General features: G+C 34.8%; 19 protein-coding genes, 14 tRNA genes, 1 rRNA gene and 1 other annotated feature. Of the genes, 28 read left to right on the top strand and 6 right to left on the bottom strand.

Going from position 1 to position 19035, the window contains the following annotated elements:
- From FHP05_RS09575 to FHP05_RS09505, 15 genes are all read left to right on the top strand, one after another.
- A 23S ribosomal RNA gene (locus tag FHP05_RS09575) occupies positions 1 to 109 on the top strand; the annotation flags it as partial.
- Positions 110 to 264: 155 nt separating this feature from the next.
- Positions 265 to 339 (top strand) — tRNA-Asn (locus FHP05_RS09570).
- 1 nt (position 340) lies between these two features.
- Positions 341 to 433: transfer RNA gene (locus FHP05_RS09565), tRNA-Ser, on the top strand.
- 22 nt (positions 434 to 455) lie between these two features.
- Positions 456 to 530, top strand: a tRNA-Glu gene (locus tag FHP05_RS09560).
- 4 nt (positions 531 to 534) lie between these two features.
- A tRNA-Val gene (locus FHP05_RS09555) sits at positions 535 to 610 on the top strand.
- 21 nt (positions 611 to 631) lie between these two features.
- Positions 632 to 708: transfer RNA gene (locus FHP05_RS09550), tRNA-Met, on the top strand.
- Positions 709 to 727: 19 nt separating this feature from the next.
- A tRNA-Asp gene (locus FHP05_RS09545) sits at positions 728 to 804 on the top strand.
- 35 nt (positions 805 to 839) lie between these two features.
- Positions 840 to 912: transfer RNA gene (locus tag FHP05_RS09540), tRNA-Phe, on the top strand.
- Positions 913 to 918: 6 nt separating this feature from the next.
- A tRNA-Tyr gene (locus tag FHP05_RS09535) sits at positions 919 to 1003 on the top strand.
- A gap of 21 nt (positions 1004 to 1024) precedes the next feature.
- Positions 1025 to 1098: transfer RNA gene (locus FHP05_RS09530), tRNA-Trp, on the top strand.
- 13 nt (positions 1099 to 1111) lie between these two features.
- Positions 1112 to 1187, top strand: a tRNA-His gene (locus tag FHP05_RS09525).
- A gap of 5 nt (positions 1188 to 1192) precedes the next feature.
- Positions 1193 to 1267 (top strand) — tRNA-Gln (locus FHP05_RS09520).
- A gap of 3 nt (positions 1268 to 1270) precedes the next feature.
- Positions 1271 to 1345 (top strand) — tRNA-Gly (locus tag FHP05_RS09515).
- A 7-nt stretch (positions 1346 to 1352) separates the two neighbouring features.
- A tRNA-Cys gene (locus FHP05_RS09510) sits at positions 1353 to 1426 on the top strand.
- 14 nt (positions 1427 to 1440) lie between these two features.
- Positions 1441 to 1522 (top strand) — tRNA-Leu (locus tag FHP05_RS09505).
- A 296-nt stretch (positions 1523 to 1818) separates the two neighbouring features.
- Here FHP05_RS09505 and FHP05_RS09495 read toward each other — a convergent pair.
- Complete coding sequence (locus FHP05_RS09495; RefSeq protein ID WP_147667426.1) at positions 1819 to 2067, bottom strand: hypothetical protein; 249 nt, start codon at positions 2065 to 2067, stop codon at positions 1819 to 1821.
- Between the two features lie 743 nt (positions 2068 to 2810).
- Here FHP05_RS09495 and FHP05_RS09490 point away from each other — a divergent pair.
- The gene (locus FHP05_RS09490; protein ID WP_147667424.1) at positions 2811 to 3845 is read left to right on the top strand and encodes a tellurite resistance/C4-dicarboxylate transporter family protein; all 1035 of its coding nucleotides are present in this window, start codon (positions 2811 to 2813) and stop codon (positions 3843 to 3845) included.
- Between the two features lie 138 nt (positions 3846 to 3983).
- On the top strand, positions 3984 to 4946 hold the full coding sequence (locus tag FHP05_RS09485) for a cation diffusion facilitator family transporter (protein ID WP_147667422.1): 963 nt from the start codon (positions 3984 to 3986) through the stop codon (positions 4944 to 4946).
- A gap of 169 nt (positions 4947 to 5115) precedes the next feature.
- Here the strand turns inward: FHP05_RS09485 and FHP05_RS09480 are convergent, their stop codons facing one another.
- A complete protein-coding gene (locus tag FHP05_RS09480) occupies positions 5116 to 6240 on the bottom strand; it encodes an NAD(P)/FAD-dependent oxidoreductase (RefSeq protein WP_147667420.1) in 1125 nt (374 codons plus the stop codon).
- 101 nt (positions 6241 to 6341) lie between these two features.
- Here FHP05_RS09480 and FHP05_RS09475 point away from each other — a divergent pair, with 101 nt between their 5' ends.
- Together FHP05_RS09475 and FHP05_RS09470 are read left to right on the top strand one after the other, a co-directional pair.
- Positions 6342 to 6566: a hypothetical protein gene (locus FHP05_RS09475; protein ID WP_147667419.1), complete on the top strand. Its 225-nt coding sequence runs from the start codon at positions 6342 to 6344 to the stop codon at positions 6564 to 6566.
- Between the two features lie 205 nt (positions 6567 to 6771).
- Positions 6772 to 7704, top strand: a complete 933-nt coding sequence (locus tag FHP05_RS09470; RefSeq protein ID WP_147667417.1) for a manganese-dependent inorganic pyrophosphatase — start codon at positions 6772 to 6774, stop codon at positions 7702 to 7704.
- A 51-nt stretch (positions 7705 to 7755) separates the two neighbouring features.
- Here the strand turns inward: FHP05_RS09470 and menC are convergent, their stop codons facing one another.
- Together menC and FHP05_RS09460 are read right to left on the bottom strand one after the other, a co-directional pair.
- A complete protein-coding gene (gene menC, locus FHP05_RS09465) occupies positions 7756 to 8871 on the bottom strand; it encodes an o-succinylbenzoate synthase (RefSeq protein ID WP_147667415.1) in 1116 nt (371 codons plus the stop codon).
- 111 nt (positions 8872 to 8982) lie between these two features.
- Positions 8983 to 10698: a SulP family inorganic anion transporter gene (locus FHP05_RS09460; RefSeq protein ID WP_230973976.1), complete on the bottom strand. Its 1716-nt coding sequence runs from the start codon at positions 10696 to 10698 to the stop codon at positions 8983 to 8985.
- A gap of 525 nt (positions 10699 to 11223) precedes the next feature.
- Between FHP05_RS09460 and mscL the strand changes: the two genes are divergently transcribed.
- Entirely contained in the window at positions 11224 to 11595 is a 372-nt protein-coding gene (gene mscL / locus FHP05_RS09455; protein WP_147667413.1) for a large conductance mechanosensitive channel protein MscL, read from the top strand.
- A gap of 19 nt (positions 11596 to 11614) precedes the next feature.
- Here the strand turns inward: mscL and yidC are convergent, their stop codons facing one another.
- Positions 11615 to 12412, bottom strand: coding sequence for a membrane protein insertase YidC (gene yidC, locus FHP05_RS09450; protein WP_147667411.1), 798 nt, complete (start codon positions 12410 to 12412; stop codon positions 11615 to 11617).
- Between the two features lie 513 nt (positions 12413 to 12925).
- Between yidC and FHP05_RS09445 the strand changes: the two genes are divergently transcribed.
- The 4 genes from FHP05_RS09445 to FHP05_RS09430 all read left to right on the top strand — a co-directional run bounded on the left by FHP05_RS09445 (position 12926) and on the right by FHP05_RS09430 (position 15896).
- Positions 12926 to 13900: an ABC transporter ATP-binding protein gene (locus tag FHP05_RS09445; protein WP_147667409.1), complete on the top strand. Its 975-nt coding sequence runs from the start codon at positions 12926 to 12928 to the stop codon at positions 13898 to 13900.
- On the top strand, positions 13888 to 14661 hold the full coding sequence (locus FHP05_RS09440) for an ABC transporter permease (protein ID WP_147667407.1): 774 nt from the start codon (positions 13888 to 13890) through the stop codon (positions 14659 to 14661). The genes FHP05_RS09445 and FHP05_RS09440 overlap by 13 nt, the downstream gene beginning before the upstream one ends.
- Positions 14662 to 14785: 124 nt before the next feature.
- Complete coding sequence (locus FHP05_RS09435) at positions 14786 to 15160, top strand: CotD family spore coat protein (protein WP_147667405.1); 375 nt, start codon at positions 14786 to 14788, stop codon at positions 15158 to 15160.
- Between the two features lie 184 nt (positions 15161 to 15344).
- Complete coding sequence (locus tag FHP05_RS09430) at positions 15345 to 15896, top strand: SLOG family protein (protein WP_147667403.1); 552 nt, start codon at positions 15345 to 15347, stop codon at positions 15894 to 15896.
- A 47-nt stretch (positions 15897 to 15943) separates the two neighbouring features.
- Here the strand turns inward: FHP05_RS09430 and FHP05_RS09425 are convergent, their stop codons facing one another.
- Positions 15944 to 16228 (bottom strand): hypothetical protein, encoded by a 285-nt coding sequence (locus FHP05_RS09425; RefSeq protein ID WP_147667401.1) that lies wholly within the window; start codon positions 16226 to 16228, stop codon positions 15944 to 15946.
- Between the two features lie 142 nt (positions 16229 to 16370).
- Here FHP05_RS09425 and FHP05_RS09420 point away from each other — a divergent pair, with 142 nt between their 5' ends.
- The 4 genes from FHP05_RS09420 to FHP05_RS09405 all read left to right on the top strand — a co-directional run bounded on the left by FHP05_RS09420 (position 16371) and on the right by FHP05_RS09405 (position 18831).
- On the top strand, positions 16371 to 16754 hold the full coding sequence (locus FHP05_RS09420) for a DnaJ family domain-containing protein (protein WP_147667399.1): 384 nt from the start codon (positions 16371 to 16373) through the stop codon (positions 16752 to 16754).
- A 55-nt stretch (positions 16755 to 16809) separates the two neighbouring features.
- Positions 16810 to 17009 (top strand) — a binding site (T-box leader).
- Between the two features lie 95 nt (positions 17010 to 17104).
- Entirely contained in the window at positions 17105 to 17599 is a 495-nt protein-coding gene (locus tag FHP05_RS09415; protein ID WP_191126310.1) for an NUDIX hydrolase, read from the top strand.
- A gap of 83 nt (positions 17600 to 17682) precedes the next feature.
- Positions 17683 to 18330, top strand: coding sequence for an SIMPL domain-containing protein (locus FHP05_RS09410; protein ID WP_147667395.1), 648 nt, complete (start codon positions 17683 to 17685; stop codon positions 18328 to 18330).
- A gap of 174 nt (positions 18331 to 18504) precedes the next feature.
- Positions 18505 to 18831, top strand: a complete 327-nt coding sequence (locus tag FHP05_RS09405) for a hypothetical protein (protein WP_147667393.1) — start codon at positions 18505 to 18507, stop codon at positions 18829 to 18831.
- The last annotated feature ends 204 nt before the right edge of the window (positions 18832 to 19035 follow it).

Genomic DNA, 19035 nt, shown 5'->3' with positions numbered 1-19035 from the left:
CACTTCGAGTGAGTAAGATCCCTCAGAGACGATGAGGTTGATAGGTCCGAGGTGGAAGCGTGGTGACACGTGGAGCTGACGGATACTAATTGATCGAGGACTTGACTAGATACATTGTTATTGATAAGTGGTACACTTCTTATTTGGTTTTCAAGGTATAAACTATTATTTTTTTGATAGATTACACTTGATTTATTTTGAAAAACTGCTATAATATTGTTTGGTTACTATAGAAGATCACTTGGTAATGTTATTTGATTCCATTCCACAGTAGCTCAGTGGTAGAGCAATCGGCTGTTAACCGATTGGCCGTAGGTTCGAACCCTACCTGTGGAGCCATGGAGAGCTGTCCGAGTTGGCCGAAGGAGCACGATTGGAAATCGTGTAGGCTACGCAAGTGGTCTCGAGGGTTCAAATCCCTCGCTCTCCGCCATTCAACTTTTAAAATAATATATGGCCCGTTGGTCAAGTGGTTAAGACATCGCCCTTTCACGGCGGTATCAGGGGTTCGAATCCCCTACGGGTCACCAATTTGGAGGATTAGCTCAGCTGGGAGAGCACTTGCCTTACAAGCAAGGGGTCGCAGGTTCGAGCCCTGCATCCTCCACCATCTAAATATATATACTTATATCGCGGGGTGGAGCAGTCTGGCAGCTCGTCGGGCTCATAACCCGGAGGCCGCAGGTTCAAATCCTGCCCCCGCAACCAATATAATATTATATATCTTGGTCCGGTAGTTCAGTTGGTTAGAATGCCTGCCTGTCACGCAGGAGGTCGCGGGTTCGAGTCCCGTCCGGACCGCCATTATAAAATCAAATAAATAGATATATTACATATACGGCTCGGTAGCTCAGTCGGTAGAGCAAAGGACTGAAAATCCTTGTGTCGGCGGTTCGATTCCGTCCCGAGCCATATTGTGGAGGGGTAGCGAAGTGGCTAAACGCGGCGGACTGTAAATCCGCTCCCTCTGGGTTCGGGAGTTCGAATCTCTCCCCCTCCACCATCTAAATATAATATGAAAAACAGGGGTATAGTTTAATGGCAAAACGAAGGTCTCCAAAACCTTTGATGTGGGTTCGACTCCTACTACCCCTGCCATTATTATTTCATGGCGGTCGTGGCGAAGTGGTTAACGCACCGGATTGTGGCTCCGGCATGCGTGGGTTCAAATCCCACCGGTCGCCCCATTTATTGGGCTATAGCCAAGCGGTAAGGCAACGGGTTTTGGTCCCGTCACTCCTAGGTTCGAATCCTAGTAGCCCAGCCATTTGCGGAAGTAGTTCAGCGGTAGAATACCACCTTGCCAAGGTGGGGGTCGCGGGTTCGAATCCCGTCTTCCGCTCCAGTACGATGGCGGCATAGCCAAGTGGTAAGGCCGAGGTCTGCAAAACCTCTATCATCGGTTCAAATCCGGTTGCCGCCTCCAAATTAAAATTAATTGCCAGTGTGGCGGAATTGGCAGACGCGCGGGATTCAAAATCCCGTTCCTCACGGAGTGCCGGTTCGATCCCGGCCACTGGTATTTTAGAATGAATTAAGCTATTTTTAATAACTAAATAATACTTTCCTGAATTAGCTGAAACACTTGATAAATATAGATTTATAAGTGTTTTTTTATTTGTATAAAAATTGAGTATTATAAATACATATTATCCAGTCTCTATCTTTTTTTACAGTAAAGCATCTAGGCCTAAGTCCTTAACGTAAGTTATCAAGATTCGCTTTAGTTGCCAAGGAAAGTGGGATCAACTTAATTGAAGCGAAAAACAATCAGAGGCAAAAATGTAAAGTCATTCGTTTGCAAGAAAAAGTTAGGAATCAATGGACAGTCTTTTTCACCACATCGCAATGCTCTTCAGCAACTTCACCAACTTCTTCCTTTCCTTCTCTAAGTATATAACCTTCCCCATTATATTCCTGGATGGGAACATAATTTTCTAATTCATAATCATTTAATTTTGAGCTATTATTTTGTTTATTTTTATCATCAGATAATCCTATCTTATTACATCCTCCTATAAGGAATCTTATACTGAAAAATACTGTCGTAATTAATTTCGCTTTCAATGGAAACATCCCAAAAATAATTATAGTAAACAGATAAAAAAATTAATTATATACTAGGATGAATCAGTTTAACCATAATATTAAGCCGTATGTTAGAATATTCTGAAAAAAATGCAGTGTCATTAGCATGTAAAGAAATAACATTTTAATCTATAACACTATTTTATTTTTTGTATGAACCTATGTCAATATTGTACACAAAAAATAAGCTTTTTATATTACCCTTGATTAATCTAAATAGAGTATAATGTATGTTGTATTTCTTTGGTAATTGCTTTAGCACTTTGAGAGCAGGATTTGAAATCTCTTATCTAATCTTAGCAACAGGATTGTATATAATTTTCGGCATGACAATCTGTTACGTAATTTATTTTATATATAGAATAAAAAAGGGTGCTTTTATAAAGTGTAAAATAGTGTTAAATAACAAAACGCTTATGTATTTTTCGATGCAAAACTGTGTAAAAGGTCTTGGCAATTTTGTGTATTATTTAATTGCCAAATATTAGCCTTAGTATGGATTGATTCCAAAGCATCTATTTTATTAAATAATACACAAAAATATATTAGAATAAATATTTCTTGTCCCAGGATTTCTGTTATTTTCACTTCATTCATAGTAGGGAGCATAAAAGGAATACTATTAAAGAAACATATTTAGGACATGACGCGGTGAGGTAATAGATATAGCAAGTAAAAAAAGATGTTATTGCTGTAATTTTAACTAATTGGAGAGTGAAGCAATGCTTGATTATTTGAAATCTAAATCCAAAAATTTATTTCCTGCTTATTTTGCACTTGTAATGGCTACAGGAGCATTATCAATTGGTGCACATTTATTAGAAATGATAGTTATTTCAAAAATATTACTTGGAATCAATATTGTCGCGTATCTTGTTTTGTGGATATTAACATTCATACGTTTATTTTATTTCTTTCCTAATTTAATTGGTGATATGACAAGCCATGAGAAGGGGCCAGGTTTTTTTACGTTGATTGCTGGAACATCCGTTTTTGGAAGCCAAATCATTACAATTACTGGTAATTATTCCTTTCCTTATATATTGTGGTTTTTAGCAATTTTCCTGTGGATTATTGTCATGTATACCTTTTTTACTTCCGTTACCATTCGGCAGAATAAACCAACAATGGAGGAAGGAATTAATGGAGCATGGTTGATTGCGGCTGTTGCTACACAATCTGTTTCCATTCTTGGTACATTGCTTTCACCACATATCCATGATGGTAAGGAAATACTTTTATTTTTCACGTTATGTATGTATTTTCTAGGGTGTATGCTATACCTGAATATTATTACGCTTATTTTTTATCGTTTTACTTTTTTAAAGCTAAAACTCTCTGAATTGACACCACCTTATTGGATTAATATGGGTGCTGTTGCGATTACAACATTAGCTGGTTCAACATTAATATTACATAGAGATAATTTTTCATTACTATCAGAGATTACACCATTTCTAAAAGGATTTACGTTGTTTTTCTGGATTACCGGAACATGGTGGATACCATTACTTTTTATACTTACCATTTGGAGACATGTGATTCACCGATTTCCATTAACCTATGACCCACAATTCTGGGGAATGGCGTTTCCAATTGCAATGTATACAACAAGTACATTACAGTTATCTAAAGCACTTGAACTTCCATTTCTAATGATAATTCCAGATGTTATGGTGTATATTGCATTAGCTATCTGGCTGGCTGTGTTTATGGGATTAATGCACCATTTATATCAAGATATGCGAACCCATTAAAACGAATGAGAGAATGATATTTTTAAAAAATAACACGCCTAAAGATATCGTCATAAATTAAGTTTATGAAAAACATGTATATGTTTCTTATTTTAAACAAAAATAAGAAAAAGAAGCGATGTCTTGGGGTGAACATGAATGCGAATCATAAAATTACTTAAAAAAGGGAATACATCATCTGGATTAGCTGCATTGGGAAATCTTGTGATTGCGATTGTGAAATTAATTGTAGCTGCTATAAGTGGAAATGGAACAATGTTTGCCACAGCAATGCATTCACTAGCAGATACCGTGAATCAGTCATTTGTGTATGCTGGCAGTGTTTTGGCTGAGATGAAGCCTTCCAAACGATTTCCAACTGGGTTTGGCAGATTAATTAATATCTTTTGTATGGTTGCCGTTATTGTTGTAACAGTAATGGCATATGAAACAATAAAGACTGGTTGGGAATTATGGCAACATCCGCAAGAATCTAGTGATTTTTTATTGAATATTATTGTTTTAGTATTTTCATTTTTGATTGATGGCTTCATTTTATATAAAACAATGAAGTTAATTTTAGAAGAGGCGAAAATGAAGCGTAAAGGAAATTTGTTTATATTAGCGTTTCGAAATGCAAAAAAGGCATCTCCAGCAACTAAATTGGTATTTTATGAAGATATTGTAGCAACATTAGGGGCATTATTTGCTATTATTGGAATTATTTTGGCCCAATTTTTCAGTATCTTACAGGCAGATGGGATTGTATCGATATTAATTGGGCTTCTAATGTTATTTGTCGCTTTTCGCGTTGGTTATGATAATATGATTGGTTTGATTGGGGTAGCTGCTCCGGCAGATGTTGAGGGAAAAATCGGTAAAGAATTATTAAGTGATAAATATGTTGTTGATATTTATGATATGCGTGTAATGCAAGAGGGTAGAGCATATCATGTTGATGTTACTGTTGAATTAGTAAAAGGATTGACACTTGCAGAAGCAGATGATATCAAATTTAGATTAACGGATCAACTTTTAAAAGAACCGAATATTACGGATGTCGTTCTTGGAATAATTGAAGATGATGAAGAAAAGAGCTGGAAAAAAGAAAAAGGTAAATGAATATCTAAAAAAATGAGATACACATTCTGATTCGAATGGTATCTCGTTTTTTATTAAACCATCTCTTTTAATAACCAGTAAGTTAAAATGAGAGCGATAATAACGGTGATGATGATAATTAAAATTACATTTTTTCCTTTCATTTCATCTCCTCTTTCTTTTATATGAACTAAGCTTTTGTTAAGGCTTCTTTTATATCGTAATCATGAAGGTCAATCTCAATTGATTCATCCATGGCGAGTTTCGCTAATTGGCTACCGAGATACGGCCCAGTTGTTAATCCAGATGCACCAAGTCCATTGGCAACTAAAAGACCTTTATAGCCAGGAATAGGACCAATCACAGGTAAATATTCTGGTGTATAGGGACGAAAGCCCATTTTTGTCTCTATAACTGTAGCATTTCCAAGACCTGGAGCAAACTTTAATGCAGTAAATAAGACCCGATGTAATCCTTCAGCGGTAATTCGATGGTCAAATCCGACGCCTTTCTTTTCATGTGTTGCACCAATAATTACCCGATCATCAAAAGGTACAATCGATTGGTTACTAGGTGGCATAATAACAGGCCACTTACTTGTATCATATTCAGGCATTTCTATATGCATGAGCTGTCCTTTTTGGGGATAACTATAAAGGGAAATTCCAATCGGACTTAGCAATTCCTTCATCCATGCACCATTTGTTGCAATTACAATATCTGCTGTTATCTGAGTAGAATCGGAAAGGGTGACACCTATGATGGAAGAATCTTCATATTGTAATGTAGCCGTATCTTCTATAAATGTCACGCCGTTCTTTTTTGCACCCTGAATGAGTGCACGTCGTAATTGTTGCCCATTCACTCGGGCTGCACCACTTACATGAACAGATCCTAAACCATCTGCAATGGGCGGGAAAAGTTTTCTTGTTTCTTTAGGACTTAATAAGGTAACCTCGCCAATTTCTGGTGCATCTTCTCGGCGTTTTAAAGCAATTTCCTTCATTTCAAGTAGTGTTTCTTTTTTCTCCCGAATACTTATTGCTCCAACTTGCTTGTAGCCCGTCTCTACTTCACCGTCTTCTTCTAATGCTCGGATCAATTTAGGGTAAATTTTTGCACCATTTTTCGCCAGATGATACCATGCTTTATTTCTTCGTTTCGATAACCATGGACAAATAATACCAGTGGCTGCTTCTGTTGCTTGACCGATATCATTTCTGTCAATTAAGATAACTTCTGCTTCTGTTTTTGAAAGATAATATGCTGTAGATGCTCCTAAAATTCCTGCACCGATAATAATTATTTTTTTCATGTAAAAACCCTTTTCATATAATTTTGATTCACATAAAGTGAAAATCTTATCCAATTCTTACTATATCACTATAAGAACAAAGAGGGAAAAAGTAAATAAAAATGACTGTAATAGTATGGAAAATTATTGATGCCCGAAAAAGAGAAAAAAGCAATGAATCGGTCATCCAAATGAATATTGATGCCCACAAAGGAGAAAAAAGCACCAAATCGGTCATCCAAATGGATATTGATGCCCGAAAAGGAGAAAAAAGCAATGAATTGGTCATCCGAATCAACTATGATTACTTCACGTCTCCGTGCTTAAGCAAATCACACGAATATTAGCCAGATGCATTTTAGGGTAATTAGCATAGAGAGTACGGTTGAAAGAAAAAACAGGAACCTCTTTTCAATGGATGATGAACGACATGGAGATTGCTTTGAATAAATGTAATGGGTATGATAAAATTTGCATATAATCAAAACGAAAAATTTAATAATGTAGATATCTTTATTTTAATAGAATTAGTAATAAAGGAGATAGGAAAGCATGGAAGAAAAAGTACTTGTCATTGGACATAAAAACCCAGACACAGATTCAATTTGCTCTGCATTAGCATATGCCCATTTAAAGAAAGAGCTAGGGAGTAATGCAGAAGCAGTGAGATTGGGAACACCAAATAAAGAAACAGAATATGCGTTAGATTATTTTAAAGTAGAGGCACCACGTTTTATTGAACGTGTGGAAGATGATGTAAAAGAAGTTGCTTTAGTAGACCATAATGAATTCCCACAAAGTGTGGATAATATTCGTGACGTACATATTGCAGAAGTTATTGATCATCACCGAATTGCTAATTTCGAAACAAGTGCACCACTTTATTTCCGGGTGGAGCCAGTAGGGTGTACAGCAACAATTTTAAATAAAATGTACAAAGAAAATGATGTGAAGATTCCATCTCATATTGCGGGCCTTATGGTTTCAGCGATTATTTCGGATTCTTTATTATTTAAATCACCTACATGTACAGAACAAGATGTAGAAGCGGCTAAAGAACTAGCAGAAATAGCGAATGTTGATTTAAATACATATGGCTTGGAAATGTTAAAAGCAGGAACCAATTTACAAGATAAATCAATGGACGAGCTATTAGCAAATGATGCAAAAGTATTTGATATGCATGGGGAAAATGTAGAGGTTAACCAAATTAATGCGGTTGATATCGATGAAGTATATGAAAAACAAGAAGCATTTGAAAAAGCAATTGAAGCTTATGTGGAAGAAAAAGGACTTTCTTTATACTTATTAGTTGTTACAGATATTTTGAATAGTAATTCCGATGTTTTAGCAATTGGAAAAGAAACGCAAAAAGTTGAAAAGGCTTTTAATGTGACATTAGATAATAACCGTGCCATGTTAACAGGTGTTGTGTCACGTAAGAAACAAATTGTCCCACCATTAACAGATGCATTTAAGGCGTAAAAATATAAAATAAAGAAAATCCCAGACATTTATTATCTGGGATTTTTTCATTTATAATGTAAATATTTGTTGCTCTACAGTATAGTATTGTAATGCTTCACGGTCGATTTCATAACCAATTCCTGGTTTGGTTGGAACTTGAATTGTTCCATTTTCAACAGTTACTTCTGGTTGGATAATATCCCTTTGCCAATAATGACTGGAACCAGCTGTATCTCCTGGTAGTGTAAAATTGGCTAAAGAGGTAAGGGCAATATTATGGGCACGGCCAATACCAGCTTCTAACATTCCCCCACACCATATTGGAATATGATGCTCTTTACAATAATCATGAATACGAACACTTTCTGTTAAACCACCAACACGGCTACTTTTTACATTAATGATTTGGCAACTACCAAGTTCGATTGCCTTTTTAACATCTTGAAAAGAATGGATACTTTCATCAAGGCAAATAGGTGTTTGGATGTGTTGTTGGAGTTTAGCATGGTCCACGATGTCGTCATGTGCAAGTGGTTGTTCAATCATCATTAAATTAAATTGATCCAATTCCCGCAGCAAATTTATATCGTCTAGAGTGTACGCAGAGTTAGCATCAGCCATAATCGGTGTTGTTGGAAATTCTGTGCGCACTTCTTTTAAAAGTTCGATATCCTGATCAGGTTTAATTTTTAATTTAATTCGTTTAAATCCTTGTTGTAGGGCATTATCAATGGATTGAAGTAATTTTTGTATAGATGGTTGAATCCCGATACTGATTCCAACATCAATCGTTTCTTTCTCTCCACCAAGGGCTTTTGCTAAGGAAATATTCTGTTGTTTTGCATAAAGATCCCAAAGAGCTCCTTCAATCGCCGCTTTTGCCATATTATTTCGTTTGACCGCTTGGAAAATCTTTGTTAGCTCTTGTGGATGTTTAAAATCATGTTTTTGGATAAGTGGAATTAAGAAGTCTCTTAACATATGTAAGGTTGTTTCCACTGTTTCTTCCGTGTACCACGGAGCAGAAAATGCCGCCGACTCTCCAAATCCTTGATGTCCATCTTGATCAATTACTTCTATGATAAAAAAGTCCTTATCTTGCATCGTTCCAAAACTGGTTGTAAACGGGTTATTTAAGCGCATATGTAGTCGATGTAGAATAATTTTTTGAATGGATTGCTTCATGATGTAACTCCTTTCTGCTTTTGTTATTAGTATACCATCTTTGTTGAAAGTGTTCGTTTAACTATCTATAAAAAAAGAAGGCTTCCAAAGCAAGAAACCTTCTTTTCAAATCTAAATAATTTTTTCCATCTGACTACTTTTTTGGAATACTTGACAGCTATTTCGGTTTAACTTCGAGCATAAGGCGCATTGCTTTGGGTAAATCATTGTTAAAGCAAAATCAACTGCATCATGTGATTCTTTGAAAAAATGTTCTGCACCTATTTTCTTGTAAAGACCTGTTACTTTCATCATTTGTAATACGTCTTCTGTTGCTTCTGAAATGAGTACAGCCCCTTTGAATCGTTTTTTAAAGTCTGTTACTAAGGAGTGAAGATTTGAAGCTCCTGTTGCATCAAGAATAGGGACATGTTTCATTTTTAAAATCAAAACGGTCGGCCGCCATGTAATGCTATTAATAACAGATTCAAACTTGTCAGCCGCACCAAAGAAGAGAGGTCCTTGAACCGTATAAAAAGCAATTTTTTGGCATTTTATATCGTAATCCATGTCATTTTGGCTTTTTGCACGGGAAGGGATTACTCTTTCTACTTCAAATACTTCACTCATACGCTTAATAAAGGACACTGCAGCTAAACCTAATCCAATAGGAACAGCGACTGTTAAATTGACGAAAACAGTTAATAAAAAGGTTGTTGCTAGAACAAGGGAATCACCTGTTTTTAATTTCAATATGTGGATGAAAGACTTCATTTCACTCATATTATAGGCAACAACCATTAAAATCGGTGCCATTGCTGCTAAGGGAATACTTGATGCATATGGAGCAAATAATAATATAGTAAGAAGAACAAAGGCCCCTTGGAAAATACCTGATAATGGACTAAAGCCACCTGCATTTATATTCGTAGCCGTTCTTGCAATTGCACCAGTTGCAGGAATACCACCAAATAAAGGTGTAATCACGTTTGCAATCCCTTGCCCAACTAATTCACGATTGGAGTTATGCCTTTTTCCTGTCATGCCATCTGCAACAACTGCAGATAATAACGACTCAATTCCCCCCAGCATTGCAATCACAAAAGCCGGTTGCCAGAGTATCTTTATTTTTTCCCATGTTATGTTAGGAATCTTAAAATCGGGTAAAGTTTGTGAAATTCCACCAAATGCACTCCCAATCGTTGCGACTTTATTTGGAAAGAATAGAAGGGTAATAATGGTTGGTATAACTAAAGCAACCAACAGGACAGGTATTCTAGGGAAAAATTTTGGAATAAATATAATAAGAAGTAGTCCAATAACCGCTGTGATGACACTATATATATTTACTTCTGCTAAATGGTGGTAAAGTTGTATCATTGTTTCATGGAAATATTGCTTTTTCTCTAAATCCTCTAATCCTAAGAAGTTCCCAATTTGGCCACTGAAAATAATGACAGCAATTCCTGAAGTAAATCCGATTGTTACGGAGCGAGGAATATATTGGATGAGTCTACCTAACTTAAATGCCCCCATTACAATAAGCATAATACCTGCTAAAAATCCAGCAATTAAAAGATTCTCATACCCATGTTCAAGGACAATGGCAAGTAAGATAGGAATAAATGCACCTGTTGGACCGGCAATTTGATACCTTGATCCACCGAATAAAGCAACTAATATTCCGGCAATAACCGTCGTGTATAATCCATATTCAGGCTTTACTCCTGATGCAATAGCAAAAGCCATCCCAAGCGGAATAGCTACAATACCTACTGTAATACCTGCAATCAAATCTTGTTTTATTTTATCAGGGGACAATCCTTTAAAACGTTCATCATGGAACAACTCTTTAAATCACTCCTATCTTCTATTTTTAGACAAAATAATAATGAGGGATATCCTCATTTCAAAAAAATTCTTGATATAAAAAAACAAAAAAAGAACAACATTATATATATGTGTATATAGTATAGCATATATTGTATAAAAATACATCTCACTTGGATGCAAACTTCGGTAAAATTGTTGATTTATTCTAATGATTTATTTCCTTGCTTGTCAAAGTTGTTTGCCTGTAATGAAAATACTTGGATTAAATAAGTTAACATCGTTGACAGTAGATTACAAATTCTATTATGATGCCGATAAGGGTATAAAGGAGGAAATGTGGTGGAAATCTATCAAATTGTATTGATCGCTGTGCTAATATATCTTTTAATTGAGAAGCTCCGCCCGAATTCAAATTGTAATTGTAATCGTGAAGAGGAAATTTAAATATTATTTGTAAAACAAGCATCCAGATGCTTGTTTTTTTATCTATTTTCTATATTATAGGGTAGAAGATAATTTCAAGAAAGAAGGGTTACTGTGATGTGGAAAGAATTTAAGGAATTTGCAATGAAAGGAAATGTGCTCGATTTAGCAATTGGGGTCATTATCGGAGCTGCATTTGGAAATATTGTTTCCTCTTTAGTGGACAATGTAATCATGCCTTTAATAGGGATTTTACTTAAAGGAGTAGATTTTAGCAGTTTAGCTATAAAAGTTGGGAGTGCGGAACTTCAATATGGGATGTTCATTCAAAGTATATTAGATTTTCTTATTATTGCCTTTTCTATTTTCTTATTTGTACGATTGATCATGAAGTTTAAAAAGGAAGAGGAGGAAGAAGAGCCAGAAGTGGACGCACAAGAGCAATTATTAACAGAAATTCGCGACTTACTAAAAGCACAACAAAAATAAAAATAAGTGAGGGACTCCCTCACTTATTTTTATGTGCTAAATAGATTCGTTTGGATATAAGTGTTTGCATCATGATAAACAGTCCACCGACTGTCCAATATAATGGCAATGCTGCGGGAGCATTTAAGGAAATCACTCCAATCATAATAGGAGAAATTAGACCAAGTACGGCAAATTGTTTACGTTGTTTTTCATCAAGCCCAATTTGTGAAACTTTAAATTGGATAAAGTAAATAACAACTGCAATACCTGTTAAAAGCAAATCCGTCTGTCCTAAGTCAAACCACAAAAATGATTGTACTGCAATTTCAGGAGTTCTTCGAATAGCATAGTAAAAGGCAATTAGAATCGGCATCTGAATCAGTAATGGTAAGCAGCCAGAAAAAGATGCTAAAGGATTGAATTGGTGGCTCTGATATATTTTCATCATTTCCTGCTGTTTTTCCATTTGCGCTTCTTGTGTTTTTTTACCTTTATATTTTTCATTCAGTGCATCTAATTCTGGTTTGAGTTCCTTCATTTTATCTTGAACAACAAGACTATTCTTTGTTTGTTTCAACATAGAAGGTAGTAAAGCCAAACGAATCACTAATGTAATTACAATAATGGAAAGTCCATAACTTCCGTTTAAAATACTAGCAATCTTTTTAATGATTAATGAAAAGTTGTAAACAAAGTAATGATTGAACCACCCTGAAGTATTTTCATTAATTGGTTGATTGATACCTCCGCCACACCCTGCTAATAAAAGAATAACAAAGGCTATACCAATCCATTTATATTTCTTAAGAAAAGTGAATACAGATTTTTGTTCCATCGTCTTCCTCCTCGTTTTATTCGATATATTAGATAAAACGAGAAGTGATAATCATCTGTATCATCTTCAGGAGCTTCTAAACGTTTAACAGTTTTTGTTAGCAAGGTCTGTGAACGTAGAATTTTCCCTATGATTTCAATCGATGGGAGAGATTGAATATTCGTGATTATATCTCTGTGCAACCCGATATTTTGTTGGGAAACATAATGCATGTTTATTTTGAAAATCTTAAGTGTAGTTATAACCGAAATAATGATGCTTATATATAGATAAAATGGCGAAATATCATACATTAAATCACTTATCAAATCGAGTAACATCTGTATTTACCTCCTTTGAATACGTTTTTATTACTAAAATTTTATCATTAAATAACTTACAAGTAAAATTATGGAAAAAATCAAAAAAATCTAAGAACGGAAGGAATAATACAGCTATAGAGTATTGTGATGGAGCAGGTTATCCGGTATAGTAATACATAATCATTCGGAATTATCAGAAAGGATGAATGGAATGAAACCAATTATAGAAGTGAAAAATGTGAACAAAGCTTACAAAAAGCGCCGTTCTAAAGAATGTGTTCAAGCTGTTGACAACGTTTCCTTCTCTGTTCAAAAAGGAGAAATACTTGGATTGTTAGGGCCAAATGGTGCAGGAAAAACAACAACGATTAAAATGATATGTGGATTATTGGTCCCAGATAGTGGAACTATTGAAATAAGTGGAATTGATAATACAAAACATCGTTTACGTGCTTTAAAACATATCAGTGCTGTTTTAGAAGGAAACCGAAATTTATATTGGAGATTAACCGTTCGAGAAAATTTAGAATACTTTGCAGGAAACCGTGGAAAGTCGAGAAAAGAAGTGAAAGAAAGGGTGGAACAATTACTCCATGATTTTCGCTTAAAAGAAAAGGAAAAGGAACTTGTCAATCGTCTGTCTCGAGGAATGCAACAAAAGCTCGCAATTGCTGTTTCTATGCTTGCTGAAAGTGATGTCATTTTATTAGATGAGCCAACACTAGGTCTAGATGTGGAAACAGGTTATGAAGTACGGGAACTTTTAAAAAGCATCGTAAAAGAGTATGAACGCACAGTTATTATTAGCTCCCATGATATGGATGTCATCCAAGATATTTGTGACCGAACGGTGATTATTAACAAAGGAAAAGTAGTAACTGATGATAAAATTGAAAACTTGATGCGTTTATTTGAAGTAAAATCATATATCTTCAATCTTGGTGGTTTATTAACAGATCAACAATTAGAGTTGTTACAAAATCGATTTACTGAAATGACTTACACTCCAGATACTATTTACTCAACAATTGAGGTAGACCTTTTCCAAAATGAAGCAATCTATGAGTTATTTGACATTCTTAAAATGGAAAACACACCTGTTGAATCGTTTGATAGAGTAACAGTGAACTTTGAACAAGTGTTTATGAAAATTGTTAATGGTGGTGAAAAAATATGCGTTGGATAAATCTCTTTCATGCTAATTTACGAAAGGAATATATTGAATTAAAACGTTATTTACCAAATACAATCGCAATGGTTGCTACATTTTATTTCATTTTTCTAGGTTTATTTGCGGGGATTCAATTCATTGGAGATCCTAGTAGTGCAGAAGCGAATACACAATATTTAATTGTAAACTATGTGTTTTGGTTCCTAGGATTGATGGTCATTCAAACAATTGGTTGGGAGATTACCAATGAAGCAATGCGTGGTACATTGGAACAATTATATATGTCACCAATGGGCGTATGGCGGATTATGGCAGCCCGCCTAGCATCATCTGTAGTACTCAACATCATGATTATTACTGTTTTGTTATTTGTAACGATGGCTACAACAGGACAGTGGTTAAATATTGATATTATCACCATTATACCTATTTTGATTCTAACGATTATAAGTATGATGGGAGTAGGCTTCATGATCGCAGGCATTTCGATAATTTGGAAGCAGGTAAGTGCGTTTTTACAAATTTTACAATTTGTTCTTGCAGGATTGACATTCATATCTGTAAAACAAGCACCATTTCTTGTTTATTTCCCATTTGTAAAGGGTGTTGATTTAGTTCGTGATGTGATGATTAATGGTGTTTCGTTAAGTCAAATTGGGATAGCGGATTTTGGTATTTTATTTGGAAACGCAATTTTTTATTTTGTATTAGGGCTAATTATTTTTATTCTTTGTGAACGAATTGCAATGCGAAAAGGTTTATTGGCCCATTATTAAGTTGACGTTAAATAAATGATATGGGGATTTACCATATAAATTCTTAAATTTAGGTAACTGTCTTATACAGACCTTCAGCTTTTAACATAGATTAATAGTGATATATCACAAAAGGAGGATTTATATGGGATTTCATCATAGACCACCTAGATGTGGTCCAAAACAAATTGTTTATCCGACAAAATGCAATACCGTTCACCATTGCACTCAAAGTGAGGTTCAGCACATCCATCCATCACACACAACGGTAATGAATCATCATTTAGTTAAAAATACACATCTTTATCCACATTCCACATCTTACGAGAATACTGTAAATAGTGTTGATGTATATGGTGGATCATACCAAGTTCCAAATAATCCAGGAATGGTTGGTGGAGCAATGAACCCTGGAATGGTCGGTGGGGCAATGAATCCAGGAACAGGAAATGGATACGGTGGAAAAGGTGGCGGAGCTAAAAAATGTGGACACCACTGGGGGAACAATTGGTGTAGATAAAACCAAAAGGGGCTGTTTTTTCGCAGCTCCTTTTTCCTTTTAACAATTCCAAATGAGGACGAAATCCCGATATATGAGTCGAAGGATTTGCAGATATGCTCTTTTACTGTTAAACAATTGACATGTATAATATAGGTAATTGTTCAATCAAAATATGTAGCGGATTTAAAGGAAGGTATATTGGATGAAAACACTGGCTGTTACGGGTTATAAACCAATGGAAATGAATATTTTTAAACATGATGACGGGCGGATACAATTTATAAAATATGCGTTAAAAAAAAGATTAACCCAGTTTATTGAAGAAGGTGTCGAGTGGGTTATTGTTTCTGGACAAATGGGAGTAGAATTATGGACTGCGGAAGTTGTTCTTGAATTAAAAGAAATATACGATATTAACTTAGGTATGATTCCCCCATTTGAAAATCAGGATAATCGCTGGCCAGAACCAATCCAGTTTTTATACCAGGATATCATGGTACAGGCTGATTTTTATAAACCACTTTATAAAGGAGATTATAAAGGACCTTTTCAGTTTAAGGCAATGAATAAATGGTTGGTTGAAAAAACAGAAGGGTCCCTTTTTTTAATGGATGAAGAATTCCCTGGCAGTAATCGATTTTTATACAAAGAGGCTAAGAAAAAGGATAATTATCCCATCTATTTTCTTACCCCAGCTGATTTAGAGGATGCCGTCTTAGAATGGCAGATGAGTGATCCAAGATACTGGGAATAAGTTTTCCCTAATATTACTTGAGGTGAACTCTTCATTTCATCATTTTATTATTTTGGTCGATAATGGCTTTTTAATTGTTTCATATTGTCTACCATGGCAGATACCATAAAAGCAATTGCCGAACTAATAAATAAACTAAAAGCATAGACAGTCAATCCTAATTCATCTGAGCTCTTTAGAAAAAGAGAAATAGCAATGAAAATAAGTCCAATTCCAGCCCCAGTAATTGGGATTAAATGTTGGAGTTTGGAGTTCCTTTTTTTTAATATTAAGCTTATACTTAATATAACAATAAATAAAATAATAGTAGTGAAAAGAAAGTTTGACAGCATTATTTTGACTCCTTCACATTAAATATCAAAATTTCATTAAAAAAAATCATCATACTATATGTATAACATAAGATATCAATTTAGAATAGGGATAGTCGTTAACTTAGCTGTTGTTTGGAAAAAGGTGTCAGATTACTAGTGGATGGGGGAGAATGTATTGTCAAAAAAGCGGTATGAAATCGATGAAAAATTAGAGTATAAGGATCATTTATCGGAAATTATAGAACAAGCCGAGAAGGATGGTCATTTTGATGATTTGCCTGGAAAAGGAAAGCCATTAGAACTAGGCAGACAGGCTTCAAATCCCTATGAAGCACAACTATATAAAACAATGAAAGATAATCATGTTTTACCGAGATGGATTGAATTAGGAAAAGAAATTGACCATTTAAAAGAAGTCATATCAACTTATACGGACAAGATAAAGAAACGAAAAGCAATCAAAGAAATAAATAAGAAAATAAAAGAGTATAATTATATTTGTCCACCGTCATTACAGAAAATGAAAGTATCGTTGGATGAATAGAATGAAAGTTATTGACTCTTTGTTAAAAGTTGGATAAAATAAATAAAAATTATACGGAAATTCAATGAGGAAGAGAGTAGTAATGGAAAGGGATGGAAGCGAGTTAGGGATGGTGTAAGCCTAATAATCCAGTCATTATGAAACGCACTTCTGAGATGCCTGAAAAACAGGCCGGGATCATGCTCGTTATCATGAATCAAGCTGGTTCTTAGGAACAAATCAGAGTGGTACCGCGGGAACAATCTCGTCTCTATAGATATTTAGAGGCGAGATTTTTATATTTTTTGCGCTGTAATACCTCCACATTTATTTGTCGTAAATGAAAAATAAAGGAAAAGAAGGGTTTAATGATGCTTCCATATACAATTTGTTTTATCAAAAGAGGAAATGAAATTTTACTATTAAATAGAAATAAATCACCATTAATGGGAATGTGGAATGGAGTAGGGGGTAAAGTGGAAAAAGAAGAAACACATGAGCAATGTGTTATACGAGAAGTAGAAGAAGAAACTGGTATCACACTTTCCCATGTGGATTATAAAGGAACCATTACTTGGAATGTTGATGACTCACCATTAAGTGGCATGTATGCTTATCTTGCGAATGTACCTGAAACATTTTCCTATGATACTCCTATTCAAACACGGGAAGGAGTCCTTGAATGGAAGGATATTTCGTGGATATTACATCAGGAAAATAAAGGTGTTGTAAGTAATATCAAATATTTTCTACCATATATGCTGCGAGATAACAAACTTTATACCTATCATCTCGTTTATAAACAGGATCAAATAAAACAATTTACTGCGAATGAGAAAGATTACATGCACAAAGCTAACTATTAAAAATTTTGGCTAATGGACTTGAAGAGACATAATGACAACCCTTTTTCGCATAGATATTCATAAACGAGAAAGGGTGGTTTATTATGCAATATCCGTATATGATGACAAATCAAGTAAGAAGTAATCTCAATCAAATAATCACTGTTTTTGGTGAGGGTTCTATATCTGTTGCACCAAATATAGCGAGAATCCGCATTAGTATACAAACTGAAAATATGCAACTAATGGCAGCTCAACAGGAAAATGCTAATAAAACGAATCAGGTTATCGAGTCCCTTGTGCAACTTGGGATTTCCAGAGAAAATATCCAAACTGTAGTGTATGATATTCATCCTCAATATGATTATATTGAGGAAAAACAAGTATTTAGAGGATATGAAGTAATCCATGGTTTATCCGTTCAGATAGAAAATATCGGTGAGACAGGTAGAGTCATTGACACAGCAATTAAAAGTGGTGCAAATCGGATAGAAGGTATCGACTTTACAGTAAAACATCCACAAGTGATTTATCAACAGGCACTTATCAAAGCTTTAGAAAATGCCCAAAGAAAAGCCGAAACAATCGCCCGAACACTACAATTGTCACTTCATACCCAGCCAATCAAAATTACAGAAATAACAAAACAAGTACCCCAACCATACCTTGCCACCATGGAGAAATCAATCACGCCAATCCAACCAGGACAAATCACAGTTCAGGCTACTGTTGAAGTGAAATACGCTTATTAAATATTAGGATAATGTTTTGGAAGTGAAATGGAGATGTTTACTAAAATATCTAGAATCGATATTTTAAAAAACAATTGTGAACAAAAGATGAACAAAGTGTGTCTATTTTTTGACAAAATGTAAAAAAACTGTTTTAATATACATAGAATGTAATATGGATGGGGGGAGATTCATATGACATATTTAAGTTCTATTGTAGTAGCATCCATTTTTGCTTACTTTCTAATGTTTGCTTTATATATGATAAAAGAGAAAGTATCTGGAATAAAAAATCTTACTTTTATTTTTTCCTTTTTAGCATGGATTTTTAGTATTATATCATTTTATCAAGTGGGAATTTTAGCAGAACAGCATGGTGTTGTGGGGCAGGCAACATTCGGGGATGCATTTCTAAGTTTAACAGCACTTGTTTTATTGGGGAAGGTGTTGTTTTACCCCGCTGAAGATAATACAGTGACAGAAGAAGCAACACTTTATTTTCAAGAATCAAAACAAAATTAATAGGATTCTTTTCATATCCTTCTGGGCTTTCTGTCCTAGAAGGATATTTTATTTTAAATTTATGGTTGAAGGCGAATTCTCCTTCTTGTTTATACCTAAAGGGATTTTAAGTATAATAAAAAAATCATAATAACATCATTTTAATCCCTATAATAGCTATCCTACAAGATTGTCATAAATAATTCATTCGTTACGGAAATACTT

This window comes from Cerasibacillus terrae (assembly GCF_008039555.1).
Classification (GTDB): domain Bacteria; phylum Bacillota; class Bacilli; order Bacillales; family Amphibacillaceae; genus Cerasibacillus; species Cerasibacillus terrae.
Note: the sequence above shows the minus strand (reverse complement) of the source record. Positions and strands in the feature narration are given on the sequence as shown.

Bases quoted from the DNA above. Each gene is read 5' to 3' on its own strand.
- FHP05_RS09490 (WP_147667424.1), top strand. From the start codon at position 2,811: ATGCTTGATTATTTGAAATCTAAATCCAAAAATTTATTTCCTGCTTAT.
- FHP05_RS09485 (WP_147667422.1), top strand. From the start codon at position 3,984: ATGCGAATCATAAAATTACTTAAAAAAGGGAATACATCATCTGGATTA.
- FHP05_RS09480 (WP_147667420.1), bottom strand. From the start codon at position 6,240: ATGAAAAAAATAATTATTATCGGTGCAGGAATTTTAGGAGCATCTACA.
- FHP05_RS09475 (WP_147667419.1), top strand. From the start codon at position 6,342: ATGACTGTAATAGTATGGAAAATTATTGATGCCCGAAAAAGAGAAAAA.
- FHP05_RS09470 (WP_147667417.1), top strand. From the start codon at position 6,772: ATGGAAGAAAAAGTACTTGTCATTGGACATAAAAACCCAGACACAGAT.
- menC (WP_147667415.1), bottom strand. From the start codon at position 8,871: ATGAAGCAATCCATTCAAAAAATTATTCTACATCGACTACATATGCGC.
- mscL (WP_147667413.1), top strand. From the start codon at position 11,224: ATGTGGAAAGAATTTAAGGAATTTGCAATGAAAGGAAATGTGCTCGAT.
- yidC (WP_147667411.1), bottom strand. From the start codon at position 12,412: ATGGAACAAAAATCTGTATTCACTTTTCTTAAGAAATATAAATGGATT.
- FHP05_RS09445 (WP_147667409.1), top strand. From the start codon at position 12,926: ATGAAACCAATTATAGAAGTGAAAAATGTGAACAAAGCTTACAAAAAG.
- FHP05_RS09440 (WP_147667407.1), top strand. From the start codon at position 13,888: ATGCGTTGGATAAATCTCTTTCATGCTAATTTACGAAAGGAATATATT.
- FHP05_RS09435 (WP_147667405.1), top strand. From the start codon at position 14,786: ATGGGATTTCATCATAGACCACCTAGATGTGGTCCAAAACAAATTGTT.
- FHP05_RS09430 (WP_147667403.1), top strand. From the start codon at position 15,345: ATGAAAACACTGGCTGTTACGGGTTATAAACCAATGGAAATGAATATT.
- FHP05_RS09425 (WP_147667401.1), bottom strand. From the start codon at position 16,228: ATGCTGTCAAACTTTCTTTTCACTACTATTATTTTATTTATTGTTATA.
- FHP05_RS09420 (WP_147667399.1), top strand. From the start codon at position 16,371: ATGGGGGAGAATGTATTGTCAAAAAAGCGGTATGAAATCGATGAAAAA.
- FHP05_RS09415 (WP_191126310.1), top strand. From the start codon at position 17,105: ATGCTTCCATATACAATTTGTTTTATCAAAAGAGGAAATGAAATTTTA.
- FHP05_RS09410 (WP_147667395.1), top strand. From the start codon at position 17,683: ATGCAATATCCGTATATGATGACAAATCAAGTAAGAAGTAATCTCAAT.
- FHP05_RS09405 (WP_147667393.1), top strand. From the start codon at position 18,505: ATGACATATTTAAGTTCTATTGTAGTAGCATCCATTTTTGCTTACTTT.